11 protein-coding genes are annotated in these 13,781 nt (G+C 39.3%); all 11 read right to left on the bottom strand.

Annotated elements, in window-relative coordinates:
* Positions 1 to 4: 4 nt before the first annotated feature.
* Positions 5 to 457 (bottom strand): D-aminoacyl-tRNA deacylase, encoded by a 453-nt coding sequence (gene dtd / locus VIK44_RS12145; protein WP_331554156.1) that lies wholly within the window; start codon positions 455 to 457, stop codon positions 5 to 7.
* A gap of 9 nt (positions 458 to 466) precedes the next feature.
* The gene (locus tag VIK44_RS12140) at positions 467 to 2,632 is read right to left on the bottom strand and encodes a bifunctional (p)ppGpp synthetase/guanosine-3',5'-bis(diphosphate) 3'-pyrophosphohydrolase (protein WP_331554155.1); all 2,166 of its coding nucleotides are present in this window, start codon (positions 2,630 to 2,632) and stop codon (positions 467 to 469) included.
* Positions 2,633 to 2,668: 36 nt separating this feature from the next.
* Positions 2,669 to 3,187 carry an adenine phosphoribosyltransferase gene (locus tag VIK44_RS12135; RefSeq protein WP_331554154.1) on the bottom strand — a complete coding sequence of 173 codons (519 nt, stop codon included), beginning with the start codon at positions 3,185 to 3,187 and terminating at the stop codon, positions 2,669 to 2,671.
* A complete protein-coding gene (gene recJ, locus VIK44_RS12130; RefSeq protein ID WP_331554153.1) occupies positions 3,187 to 5,307 on the bottom strand; it encodes a single-stranded-DNA-specific exonuclease RecJ in 2,121 nt (706 codons plus the stop codon). The genes VIK44_RS12135 and recJ overlap by 1 nt, the downstream gene beginning before the upstream one ends.
* Before the next feature lie 126 nt (positions 5,308 to 5,433).
* Positions 5,434 to 6,552: a lysylphosphatidylglycerol synthase transmembrane domain-containing protein gene (locus tag VIK44_RS12125; RefSeq protein ID WP_331554152.1), complete on the bottom strand. Its 1,119-nt coding sequence runs from the start codon at positions 6,550 to 6,552 to the stop codon at positions 5,434 to 5,436.
* A gap of 286 nt (positions 6,553 to 6,838) precedes the next feature.
* Positions 6,839 to 7,732: a protein translocase subunit SecF gene (gene secF, locus VIK44_RS12120; protein ID WP_331554151.1), complete on the bottom strand. Its 894-nt coding sequence runs from the start codon at positions 7,730 to 7,732 to the stop codon at positions 6,839 to 6,841.
* Positions 7,733 to 7,745: 13 nt separating this feature from the next.
* Complete coding sequence (secD, locus tag VIK44_RS12115; RefSeq protein WP_414637077.1) at positions 7,746 to 9,029, bottom strand: protein translocase subunit SecD; 1,284 nt, start codon at positions 9,027 to 9,029, stop codon at positions 7,746 to 7,748.
* A gap of 152 nt (positions 9,030 to 9,181) precedes the next feature.
* Positions 9,182 to 10,657, bottom strand: coding sequence for a glutamate--tRNA ligase (gene gltX / locus VIK44_RS12110; protein WP_331554149.1), 1,476 nt, complete (start codon positions 10,655 to 10,657; stop codon positions 9,182 to 9,184).
* 78 nt (positions 10,658 to 10,735) lie between these two features.
* Complete coding sequence (gene queG, locus VIK44_RS12105; protein WP_331554148.1) at positions 10,736 to 11,671, bottom strand: tRNA epoxyqueuosine(34) reductase QueG; 936 nt, start codon at positions 11,669 to 11,671, stop codon at positions 10,736 to 10,738.
* Between the two features lie 245 nt (positions 11,672 to 11,916).
* Positions 11,917 to 12,498: a ribosome biogenesis GTP-binding protein YihA/YsxC gene (yihA, locus tag VIK44_RS12100; protein WP_331554147.1), complete on the bottom strand. Its 582-nt coding sequence runs from the start codon at positions 12,496 to 12,498 to the stop codon at positions 11,917 to 11,919.
* A gap of 43 nt (positions 12,499 to 12,541) precedes the next feature.
* A partial coding sequence (lon, locus tag VIK44_RS12095; protein ID WP_331554146.1) for an endopeptidase La occupies positions 12,542 to 13,781 on the bottom strand: 1,240 nt, incomplete at its 5' end.

The raw sequence follows: 13,781 nt of genomic DNA, 5'->3' as shown, positions 1-13,781 counted from the left end.
CCTCCTAAAATTGTTTTTCACTGTCAAGTAACAACGTGACCGGTCCATCGTTAATAATCCGAACTTCCATTTCTGCCTGAAAAACTCCGGTTGCAACCTTTTTTAGAGGTTCCAACCGCAGCTTCTCAACAAAAACATCGTACTTTTTCTGAGCCTCGTCTACTGGTCCGCTTCTGGAAAAACCTGGTCGTCTTCCTTTTCTGCAGTCGCCATAAAGTGTAAACTGAGAAACCAGCAATATCTCACCATCGACCTCTAAAATTGATTGATTCATTTTTCCATCATCATCTTCAAAGATTCTAAGATGAATGAGTTTATGAATGATATAGTTCATATCTGCTTCAGTATCATCTTCTTTAATACCTAACAGCACATTTAAACCAAAACCGATAGTATCAACGATTTCTTTGTTAATTCGCACTTCTGAAGAAGATACGCGTTGTATCACTGCCCGCATTATTTCTCCTTATACTCGATAAATCTGTATAATTTCACTGATTTTATTTAAGTTCTTGATGAGTAAATTTAATTCCCGACGGCTTTTCACCTCAAAGGTTGCGGCAAAAAAGTCGTATTCGTTTTTTTCATTTTTTGAATTCAGTGCTGTCACCGGAATTTTCAATTCCATAAAAGTTTTTGCAATTTTGATGATAGTTCCCTGTGACTCGGTTGCTTTAATATGAATTTCTGCAGTAAATGACCCGGTACTGTATTTGTTCCATTCCACCACGACAATCCGGGCGGGATCACTTAAATTAAGGACATTTGAGCAGTCCGCCCGATGGACTGAAATACCGCGGCCTTTGGTGATATAACCAACAATTTTGTCCCCCGGCACCGGATTGCAGCATTTTGCAAAATGGACATCAATATCGTTGTGACCTTCCACAATAACAGTATTGCTGCTTGGTTTATATTCTCTCTGAGGCTTTTTAAGAACAATTTCTTCCTCAGGGAATTCTTTCGGAAATAAAAGCCGCATTTTTTGAAAAACAGTTCCTGTTTTTATACCATTATAACCAATCGCTGCATAAAAATCATTTAAGGATTTGAAAGCGCACTTCTCGGCAAGCATCTCCAGGTTGGCCAGATTTAAAAGATTTGAATGTTGCAAACCTTCACGCTTTATTTCTCGTTCAAGTATTGTCCGGCCTTTTTGGATATTTTCATCCTTTTCTTCTTTTTTAAAATATTGCTTGATCTTGTTTCTTGCGTGGGGACTTTTAACAAAGCTCAGCCAGTCCCGGCTGGGGCCATTGGAATTTTTAGAGGTCATCACTTCCACAATATCCCCACTTTTTAAGGGACTGTTTAGTGGAACAATTTTGTTATTGACTCGTGCTCCGACGCAATGATTTCCAATATCACTATGAATACGATAGGCAAAATCAAGGGGACAGGATCCTGCCGGTAGGGGAACCACTGCACCTTTAGGTGAAAATACATAAACCTCTTCATTAAGCAAATCCACCTTAATGGTTTCCACTAATTCTCCGGCATCTTCTGAATCTCTTTGAAGCTCAAGCATTTGGCGAAGCCAGTTCATTTGCTCTTCGTATTTAGAATCCTTTGAATCGATCCGGCCTTCTTTGTATTTCCAGTGCGCCGCGATGCCATATTCTGCGGTTTCGTGCATTTCTCTGGTTCTGATTTGGATTTCGAAAGGTTCTCCTTTAGGTCCCATCACCGTGGTATGAATGGATTGATAGAGGTTTGGTTTTGGCATGGCAATGTAATCTTTAAATCGTCCCGGAATTGGGGTCCATTGGGAGTGTACCACTCCTAAAACGCCGTAACAGTCTTTTAGCGAATCGACAATCACCCGAACCGCGATAAGGTCATAGATCTCATCAAAATTACGGTTCTGAATTTTCATTTTTCGATAAATACTATAAAAATGCTTAGAACGGCCATAAATCTCTGCATTGGTTCCAACCTTTTCAATCTCTTTGGAAAGAATATTAATAACCATGGCAATGTAGGCCTCTCTGGTGCTTTTCTTCGTTTTTATTTTTTGAACTAAATCGTAGTATCCGGCCGGGTCAAGGTATTTGAGAGAAAGATCTTCAAGCTCCCATTTAATGGTGGAAATCCCAAGACGATTTGCCAGAGGTGCGTAAATATCCAAAGTTTCTTTAGCTTTTTCAATTTGTTTTGATTCACGCATATATTCCAGTGTCCGCATATTATGAAGGCGATCCACTAATTTTATGAGGATGACCCGAATGTCTTTTGACATGGCAAGAATCATTTTTCGAAGGTTTTCTGCCTGACTTTCAACCTTTGATTGAAAGGCGATTCGTCCGATTTTAGTAACGCCTTCCACCAAATCTGCGACCTGTTCATTAAATGCTTCTTTTATGTAGTCATACGAATAAACAGTGTCCTCAATAACATCATGCAAAATGGCTGCCACAATGGTTTCCGTATCCATTTGCATTTCAGCCAGAATATAGGCAACAGAAACCGGATGAATAACATATTCCTCACCGGATAGACGCTTTTGATCCTTGTGTGCTTCCCGAGCCAATTCATATGCCTTATTAATCATATCTACATTGGCATCAGGATTATTTACCTTTACAAGGTTTATTACATTGTCAATTTTTCCTCTTATTGTATCATTTTCCATATTGTTTCTGCCTCTTTTTAAATTTAAGCCCCCAGTTTAACAGGGATAGGTAATAAATGAATGAACAAAATAATCTTTCAGCACTTCCCGACCACCAAGGTCGGTTAGTTCAATTAAGGTAATAATACCTGCGATTTCGCCATCTAGCTTTTCAATGAGCTTTGTTGCCGCCATAATGGTACCTCCTGTGGCTAAAAGATCATCGACTACAATAATACGGTCTCCTGGTTTAATGGCGGCCCTTTGAATTTCAATAATATTTGAACCATATTCTAAATCATACTCTTCAGAAGAAATTTCACCAGGAAGTTTCCCGGGTTTTCTCACAGTAACCAACCCAACACCGAGTAAATAAGCCAATGGTGTTCCAAAAATATAGCCTCTGGCTTCGGGGATTGCGATGATATTTGCATCTAAAGACCTGGCTACTTTAAGCATTTCGTCGATAACCAGTTTAAAGGCTTTTGGTTCAAGTATGAGACTATTAATATCTTTAAAACTTATTCCTTCTTTGGGAAAGTTTTCGTAGACTGAAATTTTTTCTTTAAGATTCATTAGTATTCTCCCTTGCTAAAATTTAATATATCACTCAATTTTATCATTAGTTGTGTCTTTTGAATATCCTTTTTTTCGTCTGTTTGAATTAATTTAAAGAATAAGGTGTCATTTTTCAAAGCGTATGCGATGAGACCTGCTTCTCTTAAGGTCTCACAGGCTAGAAGCAAATGAAAGGGTGACAGATTTTTACAGACTTCACCGGTTTTCTGAATGGTTATTCCCTGATTACCACATTTTTTCATAAGGCCATATGCAAGTCTTAAGGTACCCCGATTTAAGGCCAGCTCACCTGGGAAAATGCCATCAAGGATGACCTCAATTTTTTCCATTGGATTTTTTTCTTTCACAATTAATTTGACCAACACCTTGGCAGATTCAAATTCCCAAACGGGATTTTTTTTAATGTCTTTAATTACTAACTGAATGGATTTTTCTCCTCGGAACTCATTGCTATCCAACCGACACACGAGCCCGATGCCTGGCTGACCTCCAAATGCAATCTCAGGCATGACACTCAGAAAATCGCCTAACCCAAAACCCACCCCTCGAAAATTTTGAAAGTTTAAATAAAGATGGGTCTTTTCTTTCCCCATCCTCCCTCCGGATTTTAAGACGGTGTTGTTCATCATAAACTGAACCCCCGGGTTTCCAATACCACAGGGTTCAAAAAGCTCAAGTTCTTTTAAGCGCTCCCAGGTGACTTCCTCCGGTTTTATTTCACTGTCATAATAAAGTCGTTTAACAAGACTGTCTTTCAGATTGACGGATTTTCCATAAGCATTTATATCACTTGCCATCTTAATAATATTTTCTTCGGGGATTGAAAACCCGGCCGCCATGGCATGACCTCCAAAGCCTGTAAATAAATCATTACAAGAAGACAGGGCTTCAAAAATATTAAATCCATCCACGCTTCGACAGGATCCTTTTCCAATACCATTTTCTATTCCAATGACAATCACAGGGCCATAATATTTTTCCTGAAGCCGACTGGCAACAATACCAATAACCCCTGAATGCCAACCATCCCCGACAACAACCAGAATATCCTGTTCGAAAAGTCGGTTGGTTTCAACCACCTTTAGGGCCTCATCCAATATTTTCAGTTCCAATTCCTGTCGCTTGCGATTCTCTTCACTGAGAAATTCTGCCAGGACTGTTAGCTTTTGAGGATCCCTTTCTGTGAGCAGCTCGACAATACGGTTCGCCTCTCCCAGGCGACCTGCTGCATTAATTTTAGGTCCCAGGACAAACCCAAAATGCCAGGCTTTCAATTCTTTTATATCGCTCACTTTCATTAAGGCCTGTATTCCTAAATTCATCGGAGCATGATTGAGATACTCCAAGCCCAGAGATACCAGAGTCCGATTTTCATCCCGAAGAGGCACTAAATCAGCTACTGTGGCCAAAGCCACGCACTCAATGGTTTCCTGTAGATCCACTGATAATTCAAGCTTTGTGATTAAAGCCTGAATTAGCTTTAACGCAACCCCAGCTCCGCAAAGGTCTCTAAAGGGATAGTCAGAGTTTGGTCGTTTGGGATTAATTATGCCAAATGCATCCGGAAGGGTTCCGTGACATTCATGATGATCCGTTACAATTACATCCACATTTTTTGTCTTGCAAAAGTCAATTTGTTCATTAGCTGAAATACCATTATCGATGGTAATAATGAGATTTACACCCTCATCAATAAGAGTTTCCAGCGATGCGATATGAAGACCATATCCTGTTTCCAGGCGATTAGGAATATAGTAGTCAACATTATATTCCTGACTCTTCATGAATTTTAACAGCACCGAAACCCCGGCTGTTCCATCCGCATCATAATCCCCGTAAAGACATATCTTTTCGTTCTTTGTCTTTGCTTCAATGATCCGTTTTACCACTTTTTCCATATCTTGAAGTAAAAAGGGATCATGCAAATCCTCTAGACCTGGTTTAAGATAACGACGGCCTGCATCAACGGAAGTACACCCTCGGTTGATCAAAATTTCAGCAGTTAAGGGACTTAATCCAAAGCTGCACATTAAATCGCTAATTAATTTGTGCCTATTTTCTGCATTTTTATTGTCTTTTTCACTATTGCGTGGATTCCATTTAGTTTTTGCTGTCATTGTTTTAACCTCTTTGTAATATATTTATCTTATCCGATGCATATCATCCAAAAATGAGTACTGGATTCGACACATTTCTGAAACCGCAGTGAGGATTGTTTAGATATGAATTGGTTGTATCAGGTTTTATTTCTCAGTTTCTTCAATCAGATGATCAACCCCGGTAGAGAGTTCATTTCCAATTTCTTTAGCCTTCTCTTTGCCCATTTTAAGGGAATGAATGGATAAATAAGCCGCTCCAAAAACAAGAATGAAATAAAAGCTGATGAAACGCCATAGAATCATGGCTATTGGGGCATTTCCAGCTCCGTATATGGGTCCGAAAATTAATAAAAAGCCTGCTTCAGCTCCTCCGGCCGCACCAGGTGTTGGTATAAAGGCCACTGCTACATAGAGAATAGCCTGAAGCGAAATAATGGTTATGGCATTAGTATCGTGTAATCCCAAAGACAAATAAACACAATAATTAACAGCGTAAAAAATTAACATTTGCACAATGGAAATCAAAAATAATTTAAAGGTTTCCCATCTTTCACTTGTTAAGGATTTTATGGCTATTCTATATTCACCTAAGAAATGATCAATTTTTCTGTAATTTTTTTCCGGATCTCTAAGGATATGCAATTTTAGCAAAAGCTTCACGCAACCTAATAAAATTCTCTTTCCAGCCTTTGGGTTGTAGATCAGGATAAAAATCATAATAACTGCTGCGACATTTAAAATAAGACCAATGACAATCAGCCACTTGGCAGCAGCCAGGCTTTGATGGAGTTCCGTAATACAAAAAATAGTCGCTATTATTGCAAGAAAAGTAATGGTTACCTGATACAGTGCATATTTTTTAACGAGAACCGCTGTACCTGCTCCCAGACCATAGCCTTTTTTAGACATTTCATAAAGCTGGAGTGGTTGCCCGCCACTGGAACTGGGATCAAGAAGATTGTAATACTGACCAACCATGGTCAAGGTAAAGGCAAATGAAAACTTTTCATTCTGTTTTTCGGATTTCATGAGTTTTAATAACATATATGCTTCTAAAATCCAATAAATAAAGATACAACTAATCCCCAAAAGCAAGAATTCAACCTTTGTTTCTTTTATGATATTAAGAAATGTTTGCGGATCAACCTGGGTTAAAATAATCAAGGCTGTGACTCCAACTATTATAATAAAGAATACTACATTGGAATATTTCTTCAAACATTTAAAAAGCCAACCCTTTTTTTTCTCTTCTCTTTGATTCATCTTTACCTACCTATTTCGATTTTATATAAATGTTGATATTATACCATACTGTTATTGCAAAGTAAGGAGCTATTGATACTTTGTCTCGATTGGCTTTTCTGATCCATCACATAAATACTTTATTATATAAAAACCTTGAAACAAATCTTAAATAAAACATTGACAATTCCAGTCATATTTTAGTCGTCCATTAGATTACTATACGCCAAGGGCACCTAAAAATAAACGCCAGAGAAATTCATCTCTGGCGCTCAATTACTGAGTTAAAATCATGGTCTCATGCACCTTATTTTGCAATTGCTTTTTCATGCCTTTTAAATTGATACTCTTTGATTGTATACCAGAGAGCACTAGCATTGAAAATTGAAGAATAGGTTCCAATGGCAATTCCTACCATTAATGGCAAGGCAAAATCCTTGATTGCCGGAACCCCAAAGATATACAATGAAGTAATGGCTATTAAAGTCGTAAGGGAAGTATTAATACTTCGGACAATGGTTTGTGTTACACTGGTGTCCACCAAATCCAAATAGGCATGTTTCCCAAACTTAGGCCGATTTTCCCGAATACGGTCGAAAACAACAACTGTATCCATGATTGAATACCCCAGCACCGTTAGCATCGCTGCAATAAATGGCGAGTTTACTTGAATTTGAAAAATCGAATATACCCCTAAAACAACAATCAAGTCATGAACCAAGGCGATAACAGCGGTTATTCCAAAGAGAAATTCAAAACGGAAAGTAATATATACCAGCATCAATAACACGGCAACAACAATGGCAATGATGGCATTACTCGCCATTTCCTTACCAATAGAAGGATTCACTGTATCAATGGATAAAAGATCTGCCGCCTGCAGGTTGTATTTTTCCTGAAAACCTGAAAACAAGGCCTGCCGCTCCTCTGTATTCAAACTTTTTTTAGTTGTAATGATCACCTGAGTTTTAGCGTCACCGGCATAGGTTATATCTGCCCCGGTATCAAACTTATCCACAATCCCTCGAGCATCTGCTTCTTCGAAAGGCGCATGTAACTCCATGGTCACAATGGTTCCACCAATAAAATCAATCCCAAAGTTAAGTCCCTGAATAAAAAGGGAACCAAGACTTATGGTAACTAATATTAAAGAGAGAGTAAACCATAGTTTATTTTTTTCTGCAACTTGTATTCTTTTCATTATGGTCCCCTCCCTATAATCCGTAAAAGGCGTTATTGTTAAATAAGCCTGTTTTAACCAAAATTTTTATTAGTCTTTTTGTAATAACTATTGCGGTAAACATACTCACCAGAATCCCTAAAATCAGAGTGACTGCAAAGCCCTGGACGCTTCCGCTTCCAAGAAAAAAAAGAACAAATCCCGCAATGAGAGTGGTTACATTTGAATCCAGGATTGTACCAAAGGCTCTTGCAAAGCCAACATCTATGGAGGTTAACAAAGATTTCCCCGAACGGGCCTCCTCCTGGATTCGAGAGAAAATAATAACATTGGCATCCACCGCCATACCTACCGTGAGAATAAGACCAGCGATTCCCGGAAGTGTTAGGGTTACATTGAGGGCAGTCATGATGGTCAGTACAATTATAATATAAATAAGAAGTGCAAGATCTGCCAGAAATCCCAGTCCTCTATAAACGACCAGCATGAAAATAAGAACCAGACTAATCCCGATAATTCCTGCAAAAATACTTTCACTTAGGGAATTTTGTCCCAGAGTAGGACCAATGGTTCGAATTTCCACAGGTTCAAGTTTAACCGGGAGTGCCCCTCCTCTGATTAATGATGCCAGGTTTCCGGCTTCATCTATATCTTTCATTCCCTCAATCACAGCTTCCCCTGAAGTGATGACAACATTAACTGTAGGCGAAGAAATGACTTCATCATCCAGTTTAATTTTTATTATTTGTCCCTGGTATTTTTGAGTGGCATCAGCAAAAAGCTTGGTTCCTTCTTCACTGAATTTAAGGGTAACTACCGCTTTTTCTACACCGCTATTATCAGTTTGCATGACACCCTTAGAATCAATAACGTCTTTCCCCGTTAGAATAACTGAGTCATCCGGTCCTAAAAACTCTAACTGAGCTGTTTTACCAATAAGGTTCAACGCCTCTTCCTGATCACTGACTGATGGGATTGAAACACGAATTCGATTATCACCCTGTTTTGTTATGGTAGGTTCTGACACGCCGATGGAATCAATTCTTTGACGTATTGTTAAAATTGAAGAGTCAATTTTTTCAGACGTTACCGGATCTGCATCGGTGGACTGAGCCTCTAATACAACATTTACCCCTCCGGTTAAATCCAAACCGTAATTGATGCTCTTACCAATATTTCCAATGTTGTAAACACCAACGGTGATACCATAAAATAATATATAGCCCACAAGAGCAATACTTAAGGTGATTGCAATTAACTTGATCACACTTTTTCTATGTATATTCTTCTTATCCACACGCTCTTCTCCTTTATTCATAAATAAAAATTGGTTCTTACCAATGTTAGTTGAACGTATAATTGGTTATCATGAAAAACGAGAATTTTACATATGATTCATGACGTGATATATATTATTTCAACTAACTTTGAAAAGAACCTAAAAATTATCCATTTTTATTTTTTTTATCTTTACGCTATTATCGGCTTCATGGAAATTAGCCGTGCCAATATTTCTTCTTTCCCCAAAACATCCATAATCAATGTAAGATCCGGACCATGCATTTCGCCGGTGATCATAATCCGACTTGGCATATACAACATCTTGCCTTTGATTTTTTCCTGTTTTTGAATTTCCTTGAGAATTGCTTTGCCACGGGAAGCATCCAGAACATCGGTGGCTTCAATTTTTTCAACCAACACCTGATAAAGACGTTTTGTTGACTCTAACCTGAGAAATTCCAATGCTTCCTCATCAGTGACTACAAAATCGTTTTTGAAAATCAAGGCCAGTTTTTCTGTAGACTGGGCGAAATACTCAATGCGATCCCGAAGAAGCTCTCCGATTTTTTCTAGCCAATCTTTTCGTAATTCAACGTCTTCATTATTAATAGTGCCTGCTTTCACCAGAAAAGGAACCAGGTTTTTGACTAAAATCTCAATGGGCAATTCCTTGATATAATGGGCATTCATCCAATTAAGTTTGGATCGATCAAAAACGGCTCCTGACTTGTTAATCCTGGAAATGTCAAAGGCCTGAATGAGTTCCTCCATCGTAAATATTTCCTGATCATCCTCAGGACTCCAGCCTAAAAGCGCCAGATAATTGACTAAGGCCTCCGGCAAATATCCTTTAGCCAGGAAATCTCCTACGGAAACATCACCCTGACGTTTACTTAATTTTTTATGGTCATCATTTAAAATATTCGGCAGGTGAATGAATTCAGGCGCCTCCCAACCAAAGCACTGGTATAAATAGACATGTTTCGGGGTTGATGGCAACCATTCTTCACCACGAATAACGTGGGTAATCCCCATCAGGTGATCATCTATTACTACCGCCAAATGGTAGGTTGGAAAGCCATCGGTTTTAAGCAGCACCTGATCATCCAAGTCATTGGTATTCATTTCAATAATTCCGCGAACCCCATCCTCAAAACTGAGGACAACATTTTCAGGTAATTTTAATCGAATAACATAAGGTATTCCGGCGTCAATTTTCGACTGAACTTCCGCCGGACTAAGATCACGGCAATGTCCATCGTATTTTGGTGTTTGTCCAGCTTTCTTTTGAGAATCACGGACTTCCTCCAACCGCTCTTTGGTACAGAAGCAGTAGTAAGCATCACCATTGTCCACCAGTGTTTTTAAATATTTTTGATAGATATCCAAACGTTCGGACTGTATATAGGGGCCGAAGTCCCCCCTTTGCATGACCTCACCATTGATTTTAATCAATCCTTCGTCGGGAATAACTCCGGTAAGGTTTAAGGCATTAAGCAGATTGTCCACTGCCCCTTCCTCGAAGCGTGTCTGATCTGTATCTTCTAGACGGAGTAAAAAATCTCCACCCGTTTTCTTTGCAAATAAATAATTATATAACGCTGTCCGCAGACTGCCTACGTGGACATTTCCTGTCGGACTCGGCGCAAAACGATTTCGTACCATTCGTACCTCCATTTAAATAAAAAAATTAAAAGTTCATTAACCTCATCATTATAGCATTTATGCTTCAATTTATCATGCTTATTTTTGATTTTTCTCAAAGAGTTTAGCATTGCGTACCAGGACTTTTTTACCACGCCATCCTGCTGAAGTTTTTCCAAACTTCCTTTGAAACCCTTTGTTTGATAAATTTACGATTTCTTTTATTTCAGGATAAGCTGTTTCTGGTTCTATCCAAAAATCTTTTTCTTTTGTTCTTTCCAAATCCCGATTGTAGGGGCAAACCTGCTGACATAAATCGCACCCATAAAGAGAATTGTTCACCCGACTTTCTTCTTCATCGGTTAATTCTTTTTTTTGAGTAAGATAAGCCGTGCATCGTGAAGGTTCAAGGCTGAATCCCTGTCCCAAAGCCCCCTGAGGGCAAGCATCGAGACAACGATGACAATCACCGCAACCATCGGGAATAGGCTTTACAGGTTCAAAATCGATTTCATAATCCAAGAGAATTTGTCCGATAAAAAAATAACTCCCTAGGGTTTCATTAATCAGACAATTATTTTTACCAAAAAACCCTAATCCGGCTCTATATGCAGAGCCCCGGTCTACCAAGGGACTGTTATCCACATAGCTTTTATAAATCACAGTCTGTTTTCCCTGACGCGTCAGTTCATAGTTTATCTTCGCCATTAAGAGCAACATCTTTTCTCGAAGGACCAGATGATAATCCTTTCCCCAGGCAACGGCTGCCAAAGCTCCCCTGGATTTGTCATCCACTGGTTTTTTCACCTCCTGATAATAATTAATTCCTATGACAATCCCCGATTTTGCACTGGGAAAATCGCGATGATAATCAATGCGCTCTTCCGGTGTTCCCCCTTCAAACCCGGTGAAGAAACCCTGGGATACACGCTTTTCAAGGTGTGGCAGACATTCAACCAACGAATCAGTGGAAAAAAAACCAATCAAATCAATGTCCAGATTCTTTGCGAATTTTCTGATTTCCAGTTCATTCATGATCTGTTTTTTCCTCCAATCATATTTGCGCTTCCCCACCACGAGAAAGAGCTACCGATGGGTAGCTCCGTGACTTTAGACAAATTGATAAAGCAGTACCGACAATTAGTTACATCGTGTTGTGTGCATTAAGGCGAACAGGCGACAGCCTGTACGAATTGAAGCATACAACTGATTAACAATTGGTCGGGACGGTCGTTTGTCGACAACATGAGAGCTACCTGTGGGTAGCTCTTATTGTTTTATTACAATACTGACTCTATTTTAGCCCAGGCCTCTTCTTTTCCTTCCTTTGTTTCGGTAGAGAAAAAGATAATTTCCCGGGTATCCCTTAAATCCAGTGCTTTTACAATCTGATTAATTGATTTTTTTTGATTCGTTCTTGAAATTTTATCTGATTTTGTTCCGATAATTACCGGGTTTAATCCATAATAGGTTAACCATTCATGCATGAGTCGGTCATCTTCGGATGGCACATGCCGAGAATCCATGAGTTGAAAAATCAGGACAGCATTTTCCCGATTTCTTAAATATTTTTCAATCATCTTTCCCCATTTTTCCCGTTCGGTTTTAGAAACCTTGGCATAGCCATAACCAGGCATATCTACAAAATGAAAAAGATCATTGATCCGATAAAAGTTCATGGTTTGTGTTTTTCCTGGCTGGCAGCTGGTGCGCGCTAATCCCCTTCGTTCAATAAGGGTATTAACAAATGATGACTTTCCTACGTTTGATCGTCCCAGCAGGACAATTTCAGGCAGATTGTCAACAGGATACTGGGCTTCCGCCACAGCACTGATGACAATCTCTGCTTTTGTTACTTTCATAATTTACTCCATTTCTAATGTTCTTAGGATCTGACTTATCCTTTTATAACTGGTTAAAAACAATTTCAATAACCTCAGACATGTTTGATACAGACTGAATATGAAGTGCTTCTAAAACAACCTTTGGCACGTCTTCAAGATCCTTTTCATTTTCTTTGGGTAAAATGATTTCTTTAATGCCGGCCCGATGGGCAGCTGTGAGTTTTTCCCGAAGTCCTCCGATGGGGAGAACCCGACCTCTTAAGGTAATCTCACCGGTCATTGCAAGATTCTGAGGCACTGGCTTATTGGTTAGTGCTGAAACCAGCGCTGTTGCAATGGTAATCCCTGCTGATGGGCCATCTTTCGGAACTGCTCCTTCAGGGACATGTAAATGAATATCTTTCTTGGAATAAAAATCCGATCTGACACCCAAATCTTCTGCTTTGGAACGGATATAACTGATTCCCGCTTTTACAGACTCCTTCATGACGTCCCCCAACTGACCAGTCAATTCAATTTTTCCGGTACCATCTACCACAATAACTTCAATTTGAAGGGTGTCTCCGCCAACGGATGTCCAGGCAAGGCCGTTAACAACCCCGACTTCTTTTTTATCCCCAACTGTTTCAAAGGAATATTGATGTTTTCCCAGAAATTTTTCAAGATTTTTTTGGGTAACACTAATGCTTTTGCGATCTTTTTCAACGATTTCTTTGGCTGCAACACGACAGATTTGAGCGATTTTACGTTCGAGTTCACGAACCCCGGACTCTCTTGTGTAATACTCAATGGTGTTCTTTATAACAGTTTCACTGATTTTACAGGTTGATTTTTTTAACCCGTGGATTTCCAGCTGCTTAGGGATAAGATATCTCTTAGCGATCTCAACTTTTTCACTTTCAACATAACCGTTCACATCAATAATTTCCATCCGATCCAATAAGGGTCGCGGAATGGATGACAGGGCATTGGCCGTGGTTAAAAAAAGCACCTGGGAAAGGTCAAAAGGCAATTCCATATAGTGATCCGTAAAGGTATTGTTTTGTTCCGGATCTAAAACCTCAAGTAACGCTGAGGCCGGGTCCCCTTTAAAATCCTGGCCCAGTTTGTCTACTTCATCTAAAAGAAAGAGTGGATTTCGAGTGCCGCATTTTTTAATATTATAAATGATTCTTCCCGGTATGGCACCAATATAGGTTCGGCGGTGGCCACGAATCTCAGCTTCGTCACGCATTCCCCCTAAAGACATTCGTACATACTTTCGATTAAGTGCCCTGGCAATGGATTTTGCTATGGAGGTT

Origin of the sequence: Acetobacterium sp. (assembly GCF_036508315.1) — a bacterium.
Taxonomy (GTDB): domain Bacteria; phylum Bacillota; class Clostridia; order Eubacteriales; family Eubacteriaceae; genus Acetobacterium.
Note: the sequence above shows the minus strand (reverse complement) of the source record. Positions and strands in the feature narration are given on the sequence as shown.